We start from the raw sequence: 19,390 nt of genomic DNA on the forward strand, positions 1-19,390 counted from the left end.
TTTCGGCAAGAAAGAATAAGGGGGCGGGAGGCGGTGGACAGCGCAGCCGTTCTGATTGAGCTTTGCTCTCAGGCAAATGTATGCGGATGGGCCGAATGAGCTGGAATGGCAAGGTTCTCGACAATTTGGACCAGATCTATTGGTCGTTGGATAAGGTAGGGCTAAGGTCGGTCAAGGGCCAGCTCTCGCCGGACGGCGGCAGCTACGTCTTGCCGAGCGAGCTCTTGGCTGGTGGACGGTCGCTTTATTGTCGGGCGCAAAACAGCGCAGAGTGGAAGAGTGCCCTGGTGAAGAAGGAGGAACTGCTTAACCAGGTTCTCGAGATCGCCTTTGCTATCGCCCCCAGCGCCTTCCTGGCCGAAGCGTTCTTCGCGCCGCTGGGGCTTTCCGCCCCAGGCCGGATCAGAACCATAGGACGGGAAGCGAAGGCCCGGCACGCGGAATTGGCGCCGCGCCAGTTTACCCAGCATGACGGATTTTATCTTACGGAAAATGCCGTGGTGATGATGGAGATGAAGCTAAAGGCACGAACCTCCATCGAGCAGTATCTGAAATACTGCACGCTGATCGCGTTGGAAGAACTGCTGTACGGCAGAAAAGAACATTTGGGGCTGATCTACATTGTGCCGGCCGGATCGGTTGCGCGTACGCGAAAGGATCTGCGGCTGGATGACTCCGATGCGTTGCGCAGCCTCTGGCAGGAACCGCGGGGCCATACGGACAAGTCGACCCTGTTGGCGCTTCTGGATCGCCATGCGGAGGCGATCAGGGATGTGGGTGCGCGGTTGCGGATTACCGTCATCACCTGGGACGATTTCCGGGACGTCGTCCTCCGCTTCCATAATGATGCCCGGGGTAGCGGGAACGAGACCCTCGAGAATCTGATGCAGGGCGTCCTGGCACAACTGGACAGCACGCCGGATTGCGGGCTGGTTGCAGGCCGACAGGTGAAGACTGATAACGCTGTGGCCGGCCAACCGCCCGCTTGACGCCACCCCGCTTTTCCTGCATAGGACCGCATCGCTGCCGGTTTCTCGAGAATCGGCGGCCATCGGGCAGGGCCGCCGCCAAGGCGGCCTGCTGTTGTTTTATACGGTCCGACGCTGGCGGGGCATGGTGCGCTGTCAGCCTCTCGACTGGAACTCCCCGCAAGAGGGAAGTCTATGCAAAGCCAGAATATCCGCATCCGGCTGAAGGCGTTCGACTATCGCGTCCTGGATGCCAGCACGCAGGAAATCGTGAACACCGCCAAGCGCACCGGCGCTACGGTTCGTGGTCCGATCCCGCTGCCGAACAAGATCGAGAAATTCACCGTTCTGCGCGGCCCGCATATCGACAAGAAATCGCGCGACCAGTGGGAAATCCGCACCCACAAGCGTCTGCTCGACATCGTCGACCCGACCCCGCAGACCGTTGACGCCCTGATGAAGCTCGACCTCGCCGCCGGCGTGGATGTCGAGATCAAGGTTTAAGGGGGTCATCATGCTTCGGACTGGTGTTATCGCCAAGAAGCTGGGCATGACCCGGCTGTTCCTGGAAGACGGGCGTCAGGTGCCCGTGACCGTCCTGCACGTGGACAACGTGCAGGTCATCGCTCAGCGCACGACCGACAAAGACGGTTACGTGGCGCTGCAGCTCGGCGCGGGCGAGGCGAAAGCCAAGCGCACGACCGCCGCGCTGCGCGGTCACTTCGCCAAGGCGAATGTCGCGCCCAAGCGCAAGATCGCGGAATTCCGCGTCGCCGAGGAAAACCTGGTGGAAGTGGGCGAGGAGATCATCGCCGACCACTACTTCGCGGGTCAGTATGTCGACATCGCCGGCACCTCGATCGGCAAGGGCTTTGCCGGTGCGATGAAGCGCCACAACTTCGGTGGTCTGCGCGCCTCGCACGGCGTGTCGATCAGCCACCGCTCGCATGGTTCGACCGGCCAGTGCCAGGACCCCGGCAAGGTGTTCAAGGGCAAGAAGATGGCGGGTCACCTGGGTGCCGTTCGCGTCACCACGCAGAACCTGCAAGTCGTGCGCACCGATGCCGACCGCGGCCTGATCATGGTCAAGGGCTCGGTTCCGGGCTCGAAAGGTGGCTGGGTCACCATCAAGGACGCCGTGAAGAAGCCGCTGGCCGAAACCACGATCTTCCCCGCCGCGACCCGCTCGAAGGCCAAGGAAGCCGCGCGTCTGGCCGAAGAAGCCGCCGCTGCCGCTGCCGCCGAGGAAGAAGGCGCCCGCAAGGCCGCCGCTGAAGCCGAAGCCGCCGCGCAAGAGGCTGCTCTGGCCGAAGCCCAGGCCTCGATCGAAGCGGACAAGTCCGCCGACGATGCTGCGCCCGAAGGAGAGAGCAAATGAAACTCGATGTGATCTCGCTCGATTCCGGCAAGGCCGGCGACATCGACCTGAGCGACGACATCTTTGGTCTGGAGCCCCGCGCCGACCTGCTGCACCGCGTGGTGCGCTGGCAGCGTGCGAAAGCCCAAGCCGGCACCCATTCGGTGCTGGGCAAGTCGGACGTCAGCTATTCGACCAAGAAGATCTATCGCCAGAAAGGCACCGGCGGCGCCCGCCACGGTTCCCGCAAGGCGCCGACCTTCCGTCACGGCGGCGTCTACAAGGGCCCGACCCCGCGCTCGCACGCCTTCGACCTGCCGAAGAAGGTCCGCGCGCTTGGCCTGAAACACGCGCTGTCGGCGAAAGTCGCGGCGGGTGAGCTGGTCATCGTGGACAGCCTGAACATTGCCGAAGCCAAGACCTCGGCCGTCGCCAAGGCGGTCAAGGAAAACGGCTGGAAGCGCGTGCTGGTGATCGACGGTGCCGAAGTGAACGAAAACTTCGCCCGCGCCGCCCGCAACCTCGAAGGCGTCGATGTGCTGCCCTCGATCGGTGCCAACGTCTATGACATCCTGCGTCGCGACACGCTCGTGCTGACGCGCGCCGGTGTCGAAGCTCTGGAGGCTCGCCTGAAATGAGCGTGAAACCCGAACATTACGACGTGATCGTGAAGCCGCTGATCACCGAGAAGGCGACGCTGGTGGCTGATGCCAACGCCTATGTCTTCCAAGTGGCCAAGGATTCGAACAAGCCGGCGATCAAGCAGGCCGTCGAGGCCCTGTTCAACGTCAAGGTGAAGGCCGTGAACACGACCATCACCAAGGGCAAGACCAAGCGTTTCCGCGGTCGCCCGGGCGTGCGCTCGGACGTCAAGAAGGCCTATGTGACGCTGGAGGCTGGGAACAGCATCGACGTCTCGACCGGCCTCTGATAAACAGCCGCGAATCGACGGCCCCGGCAGCGGGGCCGTCCATTTTTGACTGAAACGGACCAGCTACGGTCCAAAGCAACGGAAGACAGAGAGCATGGCACTCAAGTCGTATAAGCCGACGACGCCTGGCCAGCGTGGGCTGGTTCTGATCGACCGTTCGGAGCTTTGGAAAGGGCGCCCGGTCAAATCCCTCACCGAGGGTTTGACCAAGAACGGCGGCCGGAACAACACCGGACGGATCACGATGCGCCGCAAGGGCGGCGGGGCGAAGCGTCTCTATCGCATCGTCGATTTCAAACGCACCAAGTTCGATGTTTCGGCCACGGTCGAGCGGATCGAATACGATCCCAACCGCACCGCCTTCATCGCGCTGATCAAATACGAAGACGGCGAGCAGGCCTATATCCTGGCCCCGCAGCGTCTGGCCGTGGGTGACAAGGTCATCGCCGGCGCCAAGGTCGACGTGAAACCTGGCAACGCCATGCCCTTCAGCGGCATGCCGATCGGCACCATCGTCCACAACGTCGAGCTGAAGCCCGGCAAGGGCGGCCAGATCGCCCGCTCGGCGGGCACCTATGCCCAGTTCGTCGGCCGCGACGGCGGCTATGCCCAGATCCGCCTGTCCTCGGGCGAGCTGCGCCTGGTCCGTCAGGAATGCATGGCCACCATCGGCGCCGTGTCGAACTCGGACCACTCGAACCAGAACCTCGGCAAGGCTGGCCGCAACCGTCACAAGGGCATCCGCCCGAGCGTGCGCGGTGTCGCCATGAACCCGATCGACCACCCGCATGGTGGTGGTGAAGGCCGGACCTCGGGTGGCCGTCACCCGGTGACCCCCTGGGGCAAAGGCACCAAGGGCACCAAGACCCGCTCGAACAAATCGACCGACAAGTATATCCTGCGGTCGCGTCACGCGAAGAAGGGGCGTTAATCCATGGCACGTTCTATCTGGAAGGGCCCCTTTGTCGACGCTTATGTGCTTCGCAAGGCCGAGAAAGCCCGCGAAGCCGGCAAGTCCGACGTCATCAAGATCTGGTCGCGTCGTTCGACCATCCTGCCGCAGTTCGTCGGCCTGACCTTCGGCGTCTACAATGGTCACAAGCACATCCCGGTCGCCGTGACCGAGGAGATGATCGGCCAGAAGTTCGGTGAGTATTCGCCGACCCGGACCTATTACGGTCACGCCGCCGACAAGAAAGCGAAAAGGAAGTAATCCCCATGGGTAAGGAACAGAATCCGCGCCGCGTGGCGGAGAACGAGGCGTTTGCGAAGACCAAGATGCTTCGCACCTCGCCGCAGAAGCTGAACCTCGTCGCGGCGCTGATCCGTGGCAAGAAGGTGGACAAGGCCCTGGCCGACCTGACCTTCTCGCACAAGCGCATCGCCGGCGACGTGAAGAAGTGCCTGCAATCGGCCATCGCCAACGCCGAGAACAACCACAACCTGGACGTCGACAATCTGATCGTCGCCGAGGCCTGGGTCGGCAAGAACCTGGTCATGAAACGCGGCCGTCCGCGCGCCCGTGGCCGTTACGGCAAGATCATGAAGCCGTTCTCGGAAATCACCATCAAGGTTCGTCAGGTCGAGGCCGTCGAAGCAGGGGAGCGCGCGTAATGGGTCAGAAAGTCAACCCCATCGGGATGCGTCTTCAGGTCAACCGCACCTGGGACAGCCGCTGGTATGCGGACGACAAGGACTACGGCAATCTGCTGCTGGAAGACCTGAAGATCCGCGACTTCATCCATGATGAAGCCAAGCAGGCCGGCGTCAGCCGCGTCATCATCGAGCGTCCGCACAAGAAATGCCGCGTGACGATCCATGCCGCGCGTCCGGGCGTGATCATCGGCAAGAAAGGCGCCGATATCGAGACCCTGCGCAAGAAGCTGGCGAATTTCACCGCCTCGGAACTGCACCTCAACATCGTCGAGGTCCGCAAGCCCGAGCTGGACGCCCAGCTGGTGGCCGAGTCGATCGCCCAGCAGCTCGAGCGCCGGGTGTCGTTCCGCCGCGCCATGAAGCGCGCGGTGCAGAACGCCATGCGCATGGGGGCGCTTGGTATCCGGGTGAACGTCGCGGGCCGCCTCGGCGGAGCCGAGATCGCCCGCACCGAGTGGTATCGCGAAGGCCGCGTGCCGCTGCACACCCTGCGCGCCGACATCGACTATGCGCTGTCGGAAGCCACGACCCCCTACGGGATCATCGGCGTGAAGGTCTGGATCTTCAAGGGCGAGATCATGGAACACGACCCGCAGGCCCGCGACCGCCGCGCCACCGAGGCGCAGGACGGCCCGGCTCCGCGTGGTCCGCGCCGTGATCGCGACCGCGACGCGCGCTAAGGAGAGAAGAAGATGCTGCAACCGAAACGGACCAAGTTCCGCAAACAGTTCAAGGGCCGCATCCACGGTGAAGCCAAGGGCGGCTTCAACCTGAACTTCGGCTCCTACGCGCTGAAGGCCATCGAGCCCGAGCGCGTCACCGCGCGCCAGATCGAGGCGGCCCGCCGCGCGATCACCCGCCACATGAAGCGTCAGGGCCGGGTCTGGATCCGGATCTTCCCGGACGTGCCGGTTTCCTCGAAGCCGACCGAAGTGCGGATGGGTAAGGGCAAGGGCTCGGTCGACTACTGGGCGGCCCGCGTCCACCCCGGCCGGATCATGTTCGAAATCGACGGCGTGAACGACGTCATCGCCCGCGAGGCCCTGCGCCTGGGCGCGCAGAAGCTGCCGGTGCTGACCCGCATCGTCGCCCGCGAAGACTGGTAATCTCCGGTCCTCGCAAGGCAGAAAAAAGCCCCGCCATGCGAATGGCGGGGCTTTCCCGTTTCGTCAGGCCGCCTGGCCGGTGACGACTTGCAGGCTGGAGGCCGGCAGGTCGGACACGCCGAGCAGTCGCACCACGGCGCTGTACTCCATGGGCTGCTCGTCCGAGCCGATGCCGCGATAGGTCAGCACCACCTCGGAATTGCCGTCGCGCTCGACCACCTCATAGCCGAGGAAGGTCTCGTCGCCCTCGGCAATGTTGATGGTCAGAATGTCCTCGGCGGGGTCGAAGTCCGAAACCTCGGCGCTGGTGCCCGAGCCGGCCTGGCCCGGGCTCATGGTGCCGGCGGTGAAGTCGATCTGCAGGCTGTCGGCGCCCGCGCCCAGCTCCACGGGGATGGTATGGTTCCAGTCGCTGCTCAGCGACGGATCCTTGCCGATCTGGACGATATCCTCGCCGGCGCCGGCGTCGATGCTGCTCGTCCCCTCGACCGAGCGGTCGTTCATGCTGATGGTGTCATCGCCGTCGCCGCCCCGGACATCGGCCCGGATCGCCCGGTCGAGGACGATCCGGTCGTTCCCGTCGCCGCCGTCGATCACGTTCACATTGGCGTCTTCCATCCGGATCACGTCATCTCCGGCCTCGCCATAGGTGTCGACGCCCATGGCCAGGCTGACGCTGTCGTCGCCCGCGCCGGCGCGGATCTCGGTCGGGTAGGGGTGGTCCGTATAGTCATAGGCGATCTCGTCGCCGCCATCGGTGCCGGTGACGCGGCCCTCGTCGTCCATCTCGGGCTCGGGCTGCGCGGGGGCTTCGTCATCGTCGTCGCCGAAAAAGGCAAACCCCAGCGCCAGCGCCAGGATGCCGCCGATCAACAGGCCAGCAGGTTCCATTGCAATATCCTTTCGTGCAATATGCCGGCAGATGGTAACAGCGGCGTGAGCGGCGGCAAGCCCGCCCGGCATCGCCAGGCGCCTAAGATTTCCCTTGTGTTTGCTGGGAATCGCGCCTATAGGCACGGCTTCATCACGAAACTCCACCGGAATCAGGGTGGCCCTGCGGATGCAGGGGCTCTCCGGTGATGTTGAAAGGAACAGGCGCATGAAAGCGCAGGAACTGAAAGAAAAGACGCCGGAACAGCTGCGCGAGCAGCTTCTGTCGCTGAAGAAGGAAGCGTTCAACCTGCGCTTCCAGCAGGCCACCGGCCAGCTCGAATCAACCGCCCGCATGCGTGCCGTCCGTCGCGACGTCGCCCGTGTGAAAACCATTCTGAACCAGAAAGCGGCGGAAGCCGCGGCGGCGAACTGAGGAGTCCGGTCCATGCCCAAACGCATCCTGCAAGGCCGTGTGGTCAGCGACAAGAACGAACAGACCGTCACCGTTCTGGTCGAGCGCCGCTTCAAGCACCCGCTGCTGCACAAGACCGTGCGGTCGTCCAAGAAATACCGCGCCCATGACGCGGAAAACCAGTTCAAGGTCGGTGACACCGTTCGCATCGTCGAATGCGCGCCGATCTCGAAGACCAAGCGCTGGACCGTCCTGCTTGACGCTGCCGAAGCCCAAGCCTGACACCAGTTTAATCGATACCCTGGGGCCGGTCAGGCCGGTCCCCAAAGGTCGGGAGTAACCCTATGATCCAGATGCAGACCAATCTGGATGTCGCTGACAACTCCGGCGCGCGCCGGGTGCAGTGCATCAAGGTCCTGGGTGGTTCGCACCGTCGCTATGCGTCGGTGGGCGACATCATCGTCGTCTCCGTCAAGGAGGCCATCCCGCGCGGCCGCGTGAAGAAAGGTGACGTCCGCAAGGCCGTCGTCGTGCGCACCGCCAAAGAAGTGAAGCGCGAGGACGGCACCTCGATCCGTTTCGACCGCAATGCCGCCGTCATCCTGAACAACCAGGGCGAACCGGTCGGCACCCGTATCTTCGGGCCGGTCGTGCGCGAGCTGCGCGCCAAGAACTTCATGAAGATCATCTCGCTTGCGCCGGAGGTGCTGTGATGGCTGCCAAGCTGAAAAAGGGCGACAAGGTCGTCGTGCTGGCCGGCAAGGACAAGGGCAAGCAGGGCGAGATCACCGCGGTGTTCCCGAAAGAGAACAAGGCCGTGGTTGACGGCGTCAACATCGCCATCCGTCACCAGCGTCAGACGCAGACCGCGCAGGGCGGCCGCGTGGCGAAAGCCATGCCGATCGACCTGTCGAACCTCGCGCTGCTGGACAAGAACGGCAAAGCGACCCGCGTCGGCTTCCGCGTGGAAGGCGACCAGAAGGTCCGTTTCGCCAAGACCACCGGAGACGTGATCTGATGCTGGACCAAGCCACCTACACCCCGCGTCTGAAGTCGCTTTACAAGGACAGCATCCGCGCTGCCCTGAAGGAAGAGTTCGGCTACAAGAACGACATGCAGATCCCGCGCCTGGACAAGATCGTCCTGAACATGGGCATCGGCGAAGCGGTCAAGGACACCAAGAAGGTCAAGCAGGGCGCCGAGGAGCTTTCGCTCATCGCCGGCCAGAAGGCCGTGGTGACCCATGCCAAGAAATCCATCGCCGGCTTCCGCGTTCGCGAGGAAATGCCGCTGGGCGCGAAAGTGACCCTGCGCGGCGACCGGATGTATGAATTCCTGGACCGCCTGGTCAACATCGCGCTGCCGCGCGTCCGCGACTTCCGCGGCGTCAAGGGCAGCTCCTTCGACGGCCGCGGCAACTATGCCATGGGCCTCAAGGAGCACATCGTTTTCCCGGAGATCAACTTCGACAAGGTCGACGAAGTTCTGGGGATGGACATCATCATCTGCACCACCGCGCCGACCGACGCGGAAGCGAAGTCGCTGTTGAAGCATTTCAACATGCCGTTCAACAGCTGATCGCGGAGGGAAGAAGATATGGCTAAGAAATCCATGGTCGAGCGCGAGAAGAAGCGCGAGCGTCTGGTTCAGAAATACGCCGCCAAGCGCGCCGCGCTGAACGAGATCGTCCACGATCAGTCCCTGCCGATGGAAGAGCGCTTCAAGGCCAGCCTGAAACTGGCCGAACTGCCGCGCAACTCCTCGGCGACGCGCCTGCACAACCGCTGCCAGCTGACCGGCCGCCCGCATGCGTATTACCGTAAACTGAAACTGTCGCGGATCATGCTGCGCGAGCTCGGCTCGTTCGGCCAGATCCCCGGCATGGTCAAATCGAGCTGGTAAGGGGGCAATATGTCGATGAACGATCCTCTCGGCGATATGCTGACCCGCATCCGCAATGCTCAGATGCGCGGCAAATCGACCGTTCGCACTCCGGCTTCCAAGCTGCGCGCTTGGGTTCTGGACGTGCTGAAAGCCGAAGGTTACATCCGCGGCTATGAAGAAACCACGACCGAAGCCGGTCACAAGGAACTGGAAATCAGCCTGAAGTACTACGAAGGCACTCCGGTCATCCGCGAACTGGCCCGCGTGTCGAAACCCGGCCGCCGCGTCTATGCCGGCGCCAAGGAAATCCCGCAGGTCCGCAACGGCCTGGGCGTTTCCATCGTCTCGACGCCGAAGGGCGTCATGTCTGATGCAGCAGCGCGCAACGCCAACGTCGGCGGCGAAGTGCTCTGCACCGTGTTCTAAGGAGGGCAGAGATGTCTCGGATTGGTAAGAAACCGGTCGCCCTCCCGAAAGGCGTGACCGCTGAGATCAAGGGCCAGACGATCGAGGTGAAGGGGCCGAAAGGCGCCCGCACGTTCACCGCGACCGACGACGTGACCCTGTCGCTGGAAGAAGGTTCGGTCAAGGTGACGCCGCGCGGCACCTCGAAGCGGGCCCGCCAGCAGTGGGGCATGACCCGCTCGATGGTCGAGAACCTGACCGTCGGCGTGTCGGAAGGCTTCAAGAAAGAGCTCGAGATCCAGGGCGTGGGTTACCGCGCCTCGATGCAGGGCAAGACCCTGAAACTGGCTCTGGGCTATTCGCATGACGTGAACTTCGAAACGCCGGACGGTGTGACGATCACCTCGCCGAAGCAGACCGAAATCGTGGTGGAAGGCATCGACCAGCAGCTGGTCGGCCAGGTCGCCGCGAACATCCGCGAGTGGCGTCGCCCCGAGCCCTACAAGGGCAAGGGCATCCGCTACAAGGGTGAGGTCGTCTTCCGCAAGGAAGGCAAGAAGAAGTAAGGGGCGCGAGAAATGGCACTGAACAAACGAGAGCTGTTCCTGAAGCGCCGCCTGCGCGTGCGGAACAAACTGCGGAAGATCTCGGACGGCCGTCCGCGTCTGTCCGTTCACCGTTCTTCCAAGAACATCAGCGTCCAGCTGATCGACGACGCGAAGGGGGTCACCCTGGCCGCCGCCTCGTCGCTCGAGAAGGACCTGGGCGTCGTCGGCAAGAACAACGTCGAGGCCGCCGCGAAAATCGGCGCCGCGATTGCCGAGCGGGCCAAGAAAGCCGGTGTCGAGGAAGTCATCTTCGACCGTGGCGGCTTCCTGTTCCACGGCAAGATCAAGGCCTTGGCAGACGCAGCCCGCGAAGGCGGTCTGAAGTTCTGATCCTGCGGGCGGCTTTCCAGCCGCCCCGATGATCCGGGGGCGCTCCTGCGTGGGCGCCCACCTGGATTGCATGAACCGGCGCTTGTCGCCAACCTGATAAGGAATGCCTCATGGCAGAACGTGAAAACCGCCGGGGTCGCCGCGAAGAGCGCGAAGAAACCCCGGAATTCGCCGACCGTCTGGTCGCGATCAACCGTGTGTCGAAAACCGTCAAGGGTGGCAAGCGCTTCGGCTTCGCCGCTCTGGTGGTCGTCGGCGACCAGCGTGGCCGCGTCGGCTTCGGCAAGGGCAAGGCCAAAGAGGTGCCGGAAGCGATCCGCAAGGCCACCGAACAGGCGAAACGCTCGCTGGTTCGCGTGCCGCTGCGCGACGGCCGCACCCTGCACCACGACATCGAGGGCCGTCATGGCGCCGGTAAGGTGATCATGCGCACCGCCGTTCCGGGGACCGGCATCATCGCCGGCGGCCCGATGCGCGCCGTGTTCGAGATGCTGGGCGTTCAGGACGTCGTTGCGAAATCGCAGGGCTCGCAGAACCCCTACAACATGATCCGCGCCACGCTCGACGGTCTCAAGAAAGAGGCCTCGCCCCGCAACGTCGCCCAGCGTCGTGGCAAGAAAGTGGCCGAGATCCTGCCCTCGAACGACAAGCCGGCTGACGCCGCTGTCGAAGCGTAAGGAGAGGCAACAATGGCCAAAACCATCGTCGTCAAGCAGATCGGTTCGCCGATCCGCCGCCCCGCCATCCAGCGCGAGACGCTGAAGGGCCTGGGCCTGAACAAGATGAACCGCACCCGCGAGCTGGAAGACACCCCGGCCGTGCGCGGCATGGTCGCCAAGATCCCGCATCTGGCCACCATCATCGAGGAACGCGGCTGATTTCAGCCCCGGTTTCATGGAAACGCGCCCTGGAGCAATCCGGGGCGCGTTTTTCTTTGCCGCGTTAACCTTTTGCTAACCACGCCGCGCCTAGTCTGGCGTCGGGTCGGGAGTGAAAGGACAGGACATGCGCGGCATAATCTGCTGTCTGGCGGCGCTGTGGCTGCTGGCCTCGGCCGCCGCGGCCGGCCCCTGGGCGCGCGACCCCGGCGGTTTCTTCGCCGCGCTTTCGGTCGAGCATGACCGCGACGACAATCGCCACAGCGGGCTTTACGCCGAATACGGTCTCGGCCCGCGCAACACGCTGGGGCTGGAACTGGGCCGGACCCGGGACGAGACCACGCTGCTTCTCTGGTGGCAGCGCGCGCTCGGCCGGGCCGAGGGGCCGAACCGCTGGGCGGTGTCGCTCGGCCTTGGCGCGATCCGGCGCGACGGCCGCTATCACCCGATGGGGCAGATGGTGACGGCCTGGGGCAGGGGCTTCGACAGCATCCCGCTTTTGCGCCGCATCCCCGGCGGCGGCTGGCTCGCGGTCGAGACCCGCTCGAAACTCGCCGCCATCACCCGCGAATACCCCGAGGAGCCCAATGTGATCTGGGAGGACCCGACCTATCTGACGCCCGAGACCACGCACAAGCTGGACCTGACCCTGGGCTGGCACGCGCGCGACGATCTGATGCTGATCAACCAGTTCCGCTTCGAGCAGCGCGACGATACCGGCTTCTCGGGCAAGCTGGCGATCTCTGCGGTGCGCGACCTCTGGGGTCCGGCCAAGCTGGAGCTGGGGCTGATCGAGCCGCTGACCGGGGAAGGGGAACGGGCGGTGAAGCTGGGGACGTGGATCGAGTTTTAGCTGGCAAGGCGCGGTGGACGGTCCCCAGAATGCGACTGCGACATAGAAGGTCGGCGAAAGAATGCAACACAAGACCCTGTTCAAGCGAGCCAATCCTTATTTGACCGAAGGTCCGCTGGACGCTCAAGCTTTACTTATGGATCGCGCGATAGCAGTGCGCTGTCCGCATTGCGGCGTGCGAGGCACGTTTTTCGCCTATTCCGGCCTTCGATACATGAAAGAACTGCTGGACCCACCGTCGCCCGATTTGCAGTCCGAGCATCTGACCGCAGCTATTCGGCAGTGCCCGAACGAAGATTGCCACGGCATTGTGTTCACGCTGTCCCTAGACCGTTCAAATCATGTGCTTCATCCCCCCGAGGTTTTGGCCTTTGACCCATCAGGTCTGCCTGCCAATCTGGTAGAAACCCTGCGTGAGGCGATCCATTGTCACGCTGCCGGAGCCTTTCGCGCCTCTGTGATGATGGTGAGACGTTTGCTTGAAGAACTCTGCGAAGCCTCTGGTGCTGAAGGGAGAACGCTTCATGCTCGGCTTGAGGCCCTCCGAGCGAAGATTACTCTGCCCGCCGACCTGTTCGATGCGATGGATGAGCTCAAGGCGTTGGGCAATGATGCTGCCCATATCGAAGCCAAGGTATATCAGAATATCGACCGCGAGGAATCCGAGCTTTCCGTCGAGCTCGCACAGGAAATCCTGCGCGCGCTCTATCAGCATAAGGGGCTGGTCGATCGGCTCAAGGCGCGCAGGTCCGCCCGCGAGACGTCTTGACCGCGCGCCTCTATTTCTATAGCCAGCACCAGTCCTGCGGGACCGACTCAACAAGCAAGAAACGCCGTGTCCGCCCCCTTACGCTTCATGGGGCGCTTCCGGCTCAAGGAGAAGCGATATGAAACTGCATGAGATTCGCGACAACGAAGGCGCCAACCGCAAGAAGAAACGTGTCGCGCGCGGCCCGGGCTCGGGCAAGGGCAAGACCGCCGGCCGTGGCATCAAGGGCCAGACCTCGCGCTCGGGCGTCGCGCTGAACGGCTACGAAGGCGGCCAGATGCCGCTCTATCGTCGCCTGCCGAAGCGCGGGTTCTCGAAGCCGAATCGCCTGGACTTCGCCGTGGTGAACCTGGGCCAGCTGCAGGCCTTCGTCGATGCCGGCAAGCTGGACGCGAAAGCCGAGGTCACCGAGGACGCGCTGGTCGCGGCCGGCGTCATCCGCCGCAAGCTGGACGGCGTGCGCGTGCTGGCCAAGGGCGAGCTGACGGCTGCCCTGACCCTGACCGTCGCCGGCGCGTCGAAAGCCGCCGCCGAGGCGATCGAGAAGGTCGGCGGCAAGATCACCGTCACCCGCGCGGCGAAAGAAGAAGCCGCGGCCGAATAAGCTGTTGAAGGGGCCGCCCGCGCCCAATAGATAGCTATCCAAGTTTTCCTTAGCGCCGCGGGATCGGAAAACGATCCGGCGGCGCTGCCATGAAGGGGCACATCAATGGCGTCAGCCGCAGAACAGATGGCCGCGAACCTGTCTTGGGGCGCGCTCGGCAAGGCGACCGAGCTGCGCCAGCGGATCTGGTTCACGCTTGGTCTTCTCATCATCTATCGCCTCGGCACCTATATCCCGGTGCCCGGCATCGACGGCGCGAGCCTGCGCAACTTCATGGACCAGGCCCAGGCCGGCATCGGCGGCATCCTTTCGATGTTCACCGGCGGCGCGCTGGGGCGGATGGGGGTCTTCGCGCTGGGGATCATGCCCTATATCTCGGCCTCGATCATCGTGCAGCTGATGGCCTCGATGGTGCCGGCGCTCGAGCAGCTGAAGAAAGAGGGCGAGACCGGCCGCAAGAAGATCAACCAGTATACCCGCTACGGCACCGTGGCGCTGGCGCTGTTCCAGGCCTGGGGTCTTGCGGTCAGCCTGGAGCACGGCAACCTCGCGCATGAGCCGGGGCTGTTCTTCCGCGCCTCGGTGGTCATCACCCTGGTCGGCGGCACCATGTTCCTGATGTGGCTGGGCGAGCAGATCACCGCCCGCGGCATCGGCAACGGCATTTCGCTGATCATCTTCGTCGGCATCGTGGCCGAGATCCCGGGCCATCTGGCGCAGTTCCTGGCCCAGGGCCGCACCGGTGCCGTCTCGACCCCGGTGATCCTGGGGGTGATAGTCATGGTGGTGGCCGTGATCGCCTTCGTGGTGTTCATGGAACGCGCCCTGCGCAAGATCCACATCCAGTATCCGCGCCGCCAAGTCGGGATGAAGATCTATGACGGCCAGTCCTCGCACCTGCCGATCAAGGTCAACCCGGCCGGCGTGATCCCGGCGATCTTCGCCAGCTCGCTCCTGCTGCTGCCGATCACCATCTCGACCTTCTCGGGCAACCAGACCGGCCCGGTGATGTCGACGATCCTGGCCTATTTCGGCCCCGGACAGCCGCTGTATCTGGTGTTCTTCGCGGCGATGATCGTGTTCTTCGCCTATTTCTACACCTTCAACGTCAGCTTCAAACCCGATGACGTGGCCGAGAACCTGAAGAACCAGGGCGGCTTCATCCCGGGCATCCGGCCCGGCAAGCGGACCGAGGATTACCTGACCTATGTCGTCAACCGGGTGCTGGTCATCGGCTCGGCCTATCTGGCCGCGGTCTGCCTGCTGCCTGAGGTGATCCGGCACCAGCTGGCGATCCCCTTCTACTTTGGTGGGACTTCCGTTCTGATCGTGGTCAGTGTCGTGATGGATACGATCAACCAGGTGCAAAGCCACTTGCTTGCCCATCAATACGAAGGTTTGATCGAGAAATCGCAGCTGCGCGGCAAACGCGGCAAGCCCGGCGCGGCCAAGCCGCGCAAGGCGCCGGCACGTCGCTGAGGGGTTAAGCCCACCAAAAGGGTAGGAGAGGGACGATTACATGGCGATCAACATCATTCTGCTGGGCCCGCCCGGCGCCGGCAAGGGCACCCAGGCCCAGCGTCTGATCCAGGAACGCGGCTTGGTGCAGCTGTCCACCGGCGACATGCTGCGCGAGGCCCGCAGCTCGGGCACCGAGATGGGCAAGCGCGTGGCCGAGGTCATGGACCGGGGCGAGCTGGTCACGGATGAGATCGTCGTGGGCCTGATCCGCGAAAAGCTGGGGCAGGGCGGCAAGGGCTTCATCTTCGACGGCTTCCCGCGCACCCTGGCCCAGGCCGATTCGCTGCAGGCGCTGATGGCCGAGATGGACCAGCGCATCGACGCGGCCATCGAGCTGCGCGTGGACGACGCGGCGCTGGTCTCGCGCATCGTCAAGCGCGCCGACGAGATGCGCGCCGCCGGCCAGCCGGTGCGGCCGGACGACACGCCCGAGGTTTTTGCCGACCGGTTGCGCGAATATTACAAGAAGACCGCGCCGCTCTTGGGCTATTACTACGCCAAGGGCCAGCTGCGCCATGTCGACGGCATGGCGGCGATGGACGCGGTGGCGGCCCAGATCGGCGCCATCCTCGACAAGGAGGCGGGCCGGGGTTGACGCCCCGGCGCGAATCCCTTAATTCGCAGCATCTCGCATGAGAATCACCTCGCGAGGGGTGGCCGTTGAAGGCCCGAAGGCGATGCTTTCGGGTCTTTGGTTGTGAAAAAAGGTTCCGGTGCTACGGAACCGCAACAAGGAAAAGGAAAACGCGTGGCTCGTATTGCTGGCGTCAACATTCCGACCGGGAAACGCGTCCCGATCGCACTGACCTATATCCACGGGATCGGCCCGAAATTCGCCGATGAGATCGTTGCCGCCGTCGGCATCGAGCCGGCCCGCCGCGTGAACGAGCTCTCGGATGCCGAGGTTCTGAAGATCCGCGAATATATCGACGCCAACTATACCGTCGAAGGCGACCTGCGCCGCGAAACCCAGATGAACATCAAGCGCCTGATGGACCTGGGCTCGTATCGTGGCCTGCGCCACCGTCGCGGCCTGCCGGTCCGCGGCCAGCGCACCCACACCAATGCCCGCACCCGCAAGGGCCCGGCGAAGCCCATCGCCGGCAAGAAGAAATAAGGGGGAACGGACATGGCACGCGATAAAACCCGTATCAAGCGCAAGGAACGCAAGAACATCGCCACCGGCGTGGCGCATGTGAACTCGTCCTTCAACAACACCAAGATCCTGATCTCGGACGTGCAGGGCAACGCGATCTCGTGGTCGTCGGCCGGCACCATGGGCTTCAAGGGCTCGCGCAAATCGACCCCCTATGCCGCGCAGATGGCCGCCGAAGACGCCGGCAAGAAGGCGCAGGAACACGGCGTCCGCACGCTGGAAGTCGAAGTCCAGGGCCCCGGCTCGGGCCGCGAATCGGCGCTGCGCGCGCTGGCCGCCGTCGGCTTCAACATCACGGCGATCCGCGACGTGACCCCGATCGCGCATAACGGCTGCCGTCCGCCGAAACGCCGCCGGGTCTGAACCTTCGGGATTTTGACGCGTTCCGCGCGGGGCTGTCCCGTGCGGGGCGCGCTTTTCGCATTTCACCTCGGGCGTTTCCGGCCAATGGTCATGGGTCGGGAACTGGTATGGAGGCAAACGCATGATCCACAAGAACTGGGCCGAACTCATCAAGCCCACCCAGCTTGAAGTCAAGCCGGGCGCCGATTCGTCCCGCGTCGCCACCGTGGTGGCGGAACCGCTCGAGCGCGGCTTCGGCCTGACGCTGGGCAACGCCCTGCGCCGCGTGCTGCTGTCCTCGCTGCAAGGCGCGGCCATCACCTCGGTGCAGATCGACAATGTGCTGCATGAATTCTCGTCCGTCCCCGGCGTGCGCGAGGACGTGACCGACATCGTCCTGAACCTCAAGGGCGTGACGCTGAAGATGGACGTGGACGCGCCCAAGCGCCTGACGCTCTCGGCCAAGGGCCCGGGCGAGGTCAAGGCCGGCGACATCCAGGAAACCGCCGGCATCACCATCCTGAACCGCGACCACGTCGTCTGCCACCTGGACGACGGCGCCGAGCTGCACATGGAACTGACCGTGGCGAACGGCAAGGGCTATGTCGCCGCCGACAAGAACCGTCCCGAGGACGCGCCCATCGGCCTGATCCCGATCGACGCCATCTTCTCGCCGGTCAAGCGCGTCAGCTACGAAGTCACGCCCACCCGCGAGGGCCAGGTGCTGGACTATGACAAGCTGACCATGAAGGTCGAAACCGACGGTTCGCTGACCCCGGAAGACGCCGTGGCCTATGCCGCGCGCATCATCCAGGACCAGCTTTCGGTGTTCGTGAACTTCGACGAGCCGGAAACCGCGACCCGCTCGGATGCCGAGGACGGTCTGGAATTCGACCCGCGCCTGCTGAAGAAGGTCGACGAGCTGGAGCTGTCGGTGCGTTCGGCGAACTGCCTCAAGAACGACAACATCGTCTATATCGGCGACCTGATCCAGAAGACCGAAGCCGAGATGCTGCGCACCCCGAACTTCGGCCGCAAGTCGCTGAACGAGATTAAGGAAGTGCTCTCGGGCATGGGCCTGCACCTCGGCATGGATGTCGTGGACTGGCCGCCGGAGAACATCGAGGACCTGGCCAAGCGTTTCGACGACCAGTTCTAAGAACTATCCGGGGGCGTCATACGCCCGGTGCACGGCCTGTGTACGCGCGGTGTACGCGATGCGCGCCCCCGGAAATCTGGGCAATCCCGCCCCAAGGAGAGCGGCCCGCACGCATGGGCTGCCGGACAAAGCAAAAGACGTCATAGGAGATCAATCATGCGTCACGCCCGTGGCTACCGCCGCCTCAACCGCACCCACGAACACCGCAAGGCGCTGTTCGCCAATATGGCCGGCTCGCTGATCGAGCACGAGCAGATCAAGACCACGCTGCCGAAAGCCAAGGAATTGCGCCCGATCGTCGAGAAACTGATCACGCTGGCGAAGCGCGGCGATCTGCACGCCCGCCGTCAGGCCGATGCGCAGCTGAAACAAGACCAGCATGTCGCGAAACTGTTCGATGTTCTCGGCGCCCGCTACAAGGACCGCCAGGGCGGCTATGTCCGCATCCTGAAGGCCGGTTTCCGCTATGGCGACATGGCGCCGATGGCGATCATCGAACTGGTCGACCGCGATCCCTCGGCCAAGGGTGCCGCCGACCACGCCCGCCTGGAAGCCGAATCGGCCGCCGACGAATCGTAAGAAAATTAACTCTTACTTAGGGTTAAGCGAAGGTTCATGCCCGCAGCCAGTCGATGGCTGCGGGCATTTTTGCCACATGAAAGCGAAACTTTCCGACCCGGGGCAGGGTGGGTGCGAAGGGCTTTCACCCCCTGGCTGAGCGTGCGGGCGCAGAAAACTAACGGGAATTGTGCTTCCGGCCGGGCGCTTGCCTTTTGGCGCACCATGCAGGTAAGGATGGTTGCGCCGGCAGGGTGACCCTGCGGCGTCCCGAAAAACGTCGCGTACAAGCACGGTATTGCTTGAATACATTGCGAACCGTGCCATTTTTCGTGGTAACCCTGAAAAAACGCAATCTGTCCAAAAAGTCATGTCATCTCGCGCGGAAATCAATGCAGCACTCGCCAAGCTGAAAAAGCTCGCTCCCGCGGGGTATTTCATCGGGCTTCACATTCGCTTCGCTGCACCGCTGATGCAGTTCCAGACCTATAACAAGGAATGGGCGCAGCGCTATTCCGAGCGGGCCTATGCGCTCCGCGACCCCACCATCGCCTGGGGCTTCTCGACCACCGGCACCTGCCGGTGGAGCGTGCTGCCGATTCCCGACCCGTTTTCCATCCTGCAGGATGCGGCGGATCACGGGCTGCGCTACGGGCTGGCGGTCGCCCATGGCCCGATCAAGTCGCGCACCATCGCCGACTTCGCCCATGACAAACGGGAATTCACGGATGACGAGATCGAAGCGATCTCGACCACGCTACGCCGGCTTCACGAGATCACGGAGCCGCCGGAGAGCCTGACGAAGGCTCAGCAAGAGGCCCTTCGGTGTATCGCAGAGGGGGATCGTCATGCAGCGGCGGCTGCCAAACTTGGTATTACGGAAAGCGCATTCAAGGCTCGTCTCATTTCGGCGCGTGAAAGACTGATGGCGCGCACGACTGCCGAGGCGCTGCAACGGGCCAAGGACTACCGCTTGCTATAAACGGTCCGTCCACCGTTGCGGTTTACACCTGGGGGCCA

General features: G+C 63.7%; 32 protein-coding genes. 31 read left to right on the forward strand and 1 reads right to left on the reverse strand.

Annotated elements, in window-relative coordinates:
- The first annotated feature begins 95 nt into the window (after positions 1–95).
- From E3D03_RS05670 to rplP, 10 genes are all read left to right on the forward strand, one after another.
- Positions 96–989, forward strand: a complete 894-nt coding sequence (locus E3D03_RS05670) for a hypothetical protein (RefSeq protein WP_263566164.1) — start codon at positions 96–98, stop codon at positions 987–989.
- A 174-nt stretch (positions 990–1,163) separates the two neighbouring features.
- A complete protein-coding gene (gene rpsJ, locus E3D03_RS05675; RefSeq protein WP_042247848.1) occupies positions 1,164–1,472 on the forward strand; it encodes a 30S ribosomal protein S10 in 309 nt (102 codons plus the stop codon).
- Positions 1,473–1,482: 10 nt separating this feature from the next.
- Positions 1,483–2,346, forward strand: a complete 864-nt coding sequence (rplC, locus tag E3D03_RS05680; protein ID WP_263566165.1) for a 50S ribosomal protein L3 — start codon at positions 1,483–1,485, stop codon at positions 2,344–2,346.
- A complete protein-coding gene (gene rplD / locus E3D03_RS05685) occupies positions 2,343–2,963 on the forward strand; it encodes a 50S ribosomal protein L4 (protein WP_062561258.1) in 621 nt (206 codons plus the stop codon). The genes rplC and rplD overlap by 4 nt, the downstream gene beginning before the upstream one ends.
- Positions 2,960–3,256 carry a 50S ribosomal protein L23 gene (locus tag E3D03_RS05690; protein WP_062561257.1) on the forward strand — a complete coding sequence of 99 codons (297 nt, stop codon included), beginning with the start codon at positions 2,960–2,962 and terminating at the stop codon, positions 3,254–3,256. Before rplD ends, E3D03_RS05690 begins: the two co-directional genes overlap by 4 nt.
- 94 nt (positions 3,257–3,350) lie before the next feature.
- Positions 3,351–4,187, forward strand: coding sequence for a 50S ribosomal protein L2 (gene rplB / locus E3D03_RS05695; protein ID WP_062561256.1), 837 nt, complete (start codon positions 3,351–3,353; stop codon positions 4,185–4,187).
- A 3-nt stretch (positions 4,188–4,190) separates the two neighbouring features.
- Positions 4,191–4,469, forward strand: coding sequence for a 30S ribosomal protein S19 (gene rpsS, locus E3D03_RS05700; protein ID WP_017999558.1), 279 nt, complete (start codon positions 4,191–4,193; stop codon positions 4,467–4,469).
- 5 nt (positions 4,470–4,474) lie between these two features.
- Complete coding sequence (gene rplV, locus E3D03_RS05705; RefSeq protein WP_017999559.1) at positions 4,475–4,870, forward strand: 50S ribosomal protein L22; 396 nt, start codon at positions 4,475–4,477, stop codon at positions 4,868–4,870.
- Positions 4,870–5,592, forward strand: coding sequence for a 30S ribosomal protein S3 (rpsC, locus tag E3D03_RS05710; protein ID WP_062561255.1), 723 nt, complete (start codon positions 4,870–4,872; stop codon positions 5,590–5,592). The genes rplV and rpsC overlap by 1 nt, the downstream gene beginning before the upstream one ends.
- A 12-nt stretch (positions 5,593–5,604) precedes the next feature.
- On the forward strand, positions 5,605–6,018 hold the full coding sequence (gene rplP, locus E3D03_RS05715; RefSeq protein WP_017999561.1) for a 50S ribosomal protein L16: 414 nt from the start codon (positions 5,605–5,607) through the stop codon (positions 6,016–6,018).
- A 63-nt stretch (positions 6,019–6,081) separates the two neighbouring features.
- Here the strand turns inward: rplP and E3D03_RS05720 are convergent, their stop codons facing one another.
- Complete coding sequence (locus tag E3D03_RS05720) at positions 6,082–6,909, reverse strand: hypothetical protein (protein ID WP_263566166.1); 828 nt, start codon at positions 6,907–6,909, stop codon at positions 6,082–6,084.
- 208 nt (positions 6,910–7,117) lie between these two features.
- Here E3D03_RS05720 and rpmC point away from each other — a divergent pair, with 208 nt between their 5' ends.
- The 21 genes from rpmC to E3D03_RS05825 all read left to right on the forward strand — a co-directional run bounded on the left by rpmC (position 7,118) and on the right by E3D03_RS05825 (position 19,352).
- Complete coding sequence (gene rpmC / locus E3D03_RS05725; protein ID WP_062561253.1) at positions 7,118–7,324, forward strand: 50S ribosomal protein L29; 207 nt, start codon at positions 7,118–7,120, stop codon at positions 7,322–7,324.
- Between the two features lie 12 nt (positions 7,325–7,336).
- Positions 7,337–7,585, forward strand: coding sequence for a 30S ribosomal protein S17 (gene rpsQ / locus E3D03_RS05730; protein WP_017999564.1), 249 nt, complete (start codon positions 7,337–7,339; stop codon positions 7,583–7,585).
- Positions 7,586–7,647: 62 nt separating this feature from the next.
- A complete protein-coding gene (gene rplN, locus E3D03_RS05735; protein WP_010400243.1) occupies positions 7,648–8,016 on the forward strand; it encodes a 50S ribosomal protein L14 in 369 nt (122 codons plus the stop codon).
- Positions 8,016–8,321, forward strand: a complete 306-nt coding sequence (rplX, locus tag E3D03_RS05740; RefSeq protein ID WP_017999565.1) for a 50S ribosomal protein L24 — start codon at positions 8,016–8,018, stop codon at positions 8,319–8,321. Before rplN ends, rplX begins: the two co-directional genes overlap by 1 nt.
- Positions 8,321–8,881 carry a 50S ribosomal protein L5 gene (rplE, locus tag E3D03_RS05745; protein ID WP_062561252.1) on the forward strand — a complete coding sequence of 187 codons (561 nt, stop codon included), beginning with the start codon at positions 8,321–8,323 and terminating at the stop codon, positions 8,879–8,881. Before rplX ends, rplE begins: the two co-directional genes overlap by 1 nt.
- Before the next feature lie 18 nt (positions 8,882–8,899).
- On the forward strand, positions 8,900–9,205 hold the full coding sequence (gene rpsN / locus E3D03_RS05750; protein WP_019351974.1) for a 30S ribosomal protein S14: 306 nt from the start codon (positions 8,900–8,902) through the stop codon (positions 9,203–9,205).
- Positions 9,206–9,214: 9 nt separating this feature from the next.
- The gene (gene rpsH / locus E3D03_RS05755) at positions 9,215–9,613 is read left to right on the forward strand and encodes a 30S ribosomal protein S8 (protein ID WP_017999568.1); all 399 of its coding nucleotides are present in this window, start codon (positions 9,215–9,217) and stop codon (positions 9,611–9,613) included.
- A gap of 11 nt (positions 9,614–9,624) precedes the next feature.
- Positions 9,625–10,158 (forward strand): 50S ribosomal protein L6, encoded by a 534-nt coding sequence (gene rplF / locus E3D03_RS05760; protein WP_062561251.1) that lies wholly within the window; start codon positions 9,625–9,627, stop codon positions 10,156–10,158.
- A 12-nt stretch (positions 10,159–10,170) separates the two neighbouring features.
- Positions 10,171–10,530 (forward strand): 50S ribosomal protein L18, encoded by a 360-nt coding sequence (rplR, locus tag E3D03_RS05765; RefSeq protein WP_062561250.1) that lies wholly within the window; start codon positions 10,171–10,173, stop codon positions 10,528–10,530.
- 110 nt (positions 10,531–10,640) lie between these two features.
- Positions 10,641–11,207 carry a 30S ribosomal protein S5 gene (rpsE, locus tag E3D03_RS05770; protein ID WP_017999571.1) on the forward strand — a complete coding sequence of 189 codons (567 nt, stop codon included), beginning with the start codon at positions 10,641–10,643 and terminating at the stop codon, positions 11,205–11,207.
- A 12-nt stretch (positions 11,208–11,219) separates the two neighbouring features.
- The gene (rpmD, locus tag E3D03_RS05775) at positions 11,220–11,408 is read left to right on the forward strand and encodes a 50S ribosomal protein L30 (protein ID WP_062561249.1); all 189 of its coding nucleotides are present in this window, start codon (positions 11,220–11,222) and stop codon (positions 11,406–11,408) included.
- 127 nt (positions 11,409–11,535) lie between these two features.
- A complete protein-coding gene (locus E3D03_RS05780; RefSeq protein WP_263566167.1) occupies positions 11,536–12,261 on the forward strand; it encodes a hypothetical protein in 726 nt (241 codons plus the stop codon).
- Between the two features lie 61 nt (positions 12,262–12,322).
- A complete protein-coding gene (locus tag E3D03_RS05785; RefSeq protein WP_263566168.1) occupies positions 12,323–13,030 on the forward strand; it encodes a DUF4145 domain-containing protein in 708 nt (235 codons plus the stop codon).
- Between the two features lie 118 nt (positions 13,031–13,148).
- A complete protein-coding gene (rplO, locus tag E3D03_RS05790; protein WP_263566169.1) occupies positions 13,149–13,634 on the forward strand; it encodes a 50S ribosomal protein L15 in 486 nt (161 codons plus the stop codon).
- A gap of 105 nt (positions 13,635–13,739) precedes the next feature.
- Positions 13,740–15,113 (forward strand): preprotein translocase subunit SecY, encoded by a 1,374-nt coding sequence (secY, locus tag E3D03_RS05795; RefSeq protein WP_263566170.1) that lies wholly within the window; start codon positions 13,740–13,742, stop codon positions 15,111–15,113.
- Positions 15,114–15,153: 40 nt separating this feature from the next.
- Positions 15,154–15,750 (forward strand): adenylate kinase, encoded by a 597-nt coding sequence (locus E3D03_RS05800; protein ID WP_062561244.1) that lies wholly within the window; start codon positions 15,154–15,156, stop codon positions 15,748–15,750.
- 153 nt (positions 15,751–15,903) lie between these two features.
- Entirely contained in the window at positions 15,904–16,272 is a 369-nt protein-coding gene (gene rpsM, locus E3D03_RS05805; protein WP_062561243.1) for a 30S ribosomal protein S13, read from the forward strand.
- Between the two features lie 12 nt (positions 16,273–16,284).
- Positions 16,285–16,674 carry a 30S ribosomal protein S11 gene (rpsK, locus tag E3D03_RS05810; RefSeq protein ID WP_011747123.1) on the forward strand — a complete coding sequence of 130 codons (390 nt, stop codon included), beginning with the start codon at positions 16,285–16,287 and terminating at the stop codon, positions 16,672–16,674.
- A gap of 121 nt (positions 16,675–16,795) precedes the next feature.
- Positions 16,796–17,812, forward strand: a complete 1,017-nt coding sequence (locus tag E3D03_RS05815) for a DNA-directed RNA polymerase subunit alpha (protein ID WP_017999579.1) — start codon at positions 16,796–16,798, stop codon at positions 17,810–17,812.
- A gap of 156 nt (positions 17,813–17,968) precedes the next feature.
- A complete protein-coding gene (gene rplQ, locus E3D03_RS05820) occupies positions 17,969–18,391 on the forward strand; it encodes a 50S ribosomal protein L17 (protein ID WP_062561242.1) in 423 nt (140 codons plus the stop codon).
- Between the two features lie 349 nt (positions 18,392–18,740).
- The gene (locus tag E3D03_RS05825) at positions 18,741–19,352 is read left to right on the forward strand and encodes a helix-turn-helix transcriptional regulator (protein WP_017999581.1); all 612 of its coding nucleotides are present in this window, start codon (positions 18,741–18,743) and stop codon (positions 19,350–19,352) included.
- Positions 19,353–19,390: the final 38 nt, after the last annotated feature.

Origin of the sequence: Paracoccus sp. DMF (genome assembly GCF_004407025.1) — a bacterium.
GTDB classification, from domain to species: domain Bacteria; phylum Pseudomonadota; class Alphaproteobacteria; order Rhodobacterales; family Rhodobacteraceae; genus Paracoccus; species Paracoccus aminovorans_B.

Coding starts and splice junctions, on each gene's coding strand:
- E3D03_RS05670 (WP_263566164.1), top strand. CDS start 96: ATGAGCTGGAATGGCAAGGTTCTCGACAATTTGGACCAGATCTATTGG.
- rpsJ (WP_042247848.1), top strand. CDS start 1,164: ATGCAAAGCCAGAATATCCGCATCCGGCTGAAGGCGTTCGACTATCGC.
- rplC (WP_263566165.1), top strand. CDS start 1,483: ATGCTTCGGACTGGTGTTATCGCCAAGAAGCTGGGCATGACCCGGCTG.
- rplD (WP_062561258.1), top strand. CDS start 2,343: ATGAAACTCGATGTGATCTCGCTCGATTCCGGCAAGGCCGGCGACATC.
- E3D03_RS05690 (WP_062561257.1), top strand. CDS start 2,960: ATGAGCGTGAAACCCGAACATTACGACGTGATCGTGAAGCCGCTGATC.
- rplB (WP_062561256.1), top strand. CDS start 3,351: ATGGCACTCAAGTCGTATAAGCCGACGACGCCTGGCCAGCGTGGGCTG.
- rpsS (WP_017999558.1), top strand. CDS start 4,191: ATGGCACGTTCTATCTGGAAGGGCCCCTTTGTCGACGCTTATGTGCTT.
- rplV (WP_017999559.1), top strand. CDS start 4,475: ATGGGTAAGGAACAGAATCCGCGCCGCGTGGCGGAGAACGAGGCGTTT.
- rpsC (WP_062561255.1), top strand. CDS start 4,870: ATGGGTCAGAAAGTCAACCCCATCGGGATGCGTCTTCAGGTCAACCGC.
- rplP (WP_017999561.1), top strand. CDS start 5,605: ATGCTGCAACCGAAACGGACCAAGTTCCGCAAACAGTTCAAGGGCCGC.
- E3D03_RS05720 (WP_263566166.1), bottom strand. CDS start 6,909: ATGGAACCTGCTGGCCTGTTGATCGGCGGCATCCTGGCGCTGGCGCTG.
- rpmC (WP_062561253.1), top strand. CDS start 7,118: ATGAAAGCGCAGGAACTGAAAGAAAAGACGCCGGAACAGCTGCGCGAG.
- rpsQ (WP_017999564.1), top strand. CDS start 7,337: ATGCCCAAACGCATCCTGCAAGGCCGTGTGGTCAGCGACAAGAACGAA.
- rplN (WP_010400243.1), top strand. CDS start 7,648: ATGATCCAGATGCAGACCAATCTGGATGTCGCTGACAACTCCGGCGCG.
- rplX (WP_017999565.1), top strand. CDS start 8,016: ATGGCTGCCAAGCTGAAAAAGGGCGACAAGGTCGTCGTGCTGGCCGGC.
- rplE (WP_062561252.1), top strand. CDS start 8,321: ATGCTGGACCAAGCCACCTACACCCCGCGTCTGAAGTCGCTTTACAAG.
- rpsN (WP_019351974.1), top strand. CDS start 8,900: ATGGCTAAGAAATCCATGGTCGAGCGCGAGAAGAAGCGCGAGCGTCTG.
- rpsH (WP_017999568.1), top strand. CDS start 9,215: ATGTCGATGAACGATCCTCTCGGCGATATGCTGACCCGCATCCGCAAT.
- rplF (WP_062561251.1), top strand. CDS start 9,625: ATGTCTCGGATTGGTAAGAAACCGGTCGCCCTCCCGAAAGGCGTGACC.
- rplR (WP_062561250.1), top strand. CDS start 10,171: ATGGCACTGAACAAACGAGAGCTGTTCCTGAAGCGCCGCCTGCGCGTG.
- rpsE (WP_017999571.1), top strand. CDS start 10,641: ATGGCAGAACGTGAAAACCGCCGGGGTCGCCGCGAAGAGCGCGAAGAA.
- rpmD (WP_062561249.1), top strand. CDS start 11,220: ATGGCCAAAACCATCGTCGTCAAGCAGATCGGTTCGCCGATCCGCCGC.
- E3D03_RS05780 (WP_263566167.1), top strand. CDS start 11,536: ATGCGCGGCATAATCTGCTGTCTGGCGGCGCTGTGGCTGCTGGCCTCG.
- E3D03_RS05785 (WP_263566168.1), top strand. CDS start 12,323: ATGCAACACAAGACCCTGTTCAAGCGAGCCAATCCTTATTTGACCGAA.
- rplO (WP_263566169.1), top strand. CDS start 13,149: ATGAAACTGCATGAGATTCGCGACAACGAAGGCGCCAACCGCAAGAAG.
- secY (WP_263566170.1), top strand. CDS start 13,740: ATGGCGTCAGCCGCAGAACAGATGGCCGCGAACCTGTCTTGGGGCGCG.
- E3D03_RS05800 (WP_062561244.1), top strand. CDS start 15,154: ATGGCGATCAACATCATTCTGCTGGGCCCGCCCGGCGCCGGCAAGGGC.
- rpsK (WP_011747123.1), top strand. CDS start 16,285: ATGGCACGCGATAAAACCCGTATCAAGCGCAAGGAACGCAAGAACATC.
- E3D03_RS05815 (WP_017999579.1), top strand. CDS start 16,796: ATGATCCACAAGAACTGGGCCGAACTCATCAAGCCCACCCAGCTTGAA.
- rplQ (WP_062561242.1), top strand. CDS start 17,969: ATGCGTCACGCCCGTGGCTACCGCCGCCTCAACCGCACCCACGAACAC.
- E3D03_RS05825 (WP_017999581.1), top strand. CDS start 18,741: ATGTCATCTCGCGCGGAAATCAATGCAGCACTCGCCAAGCTGAAAAAG.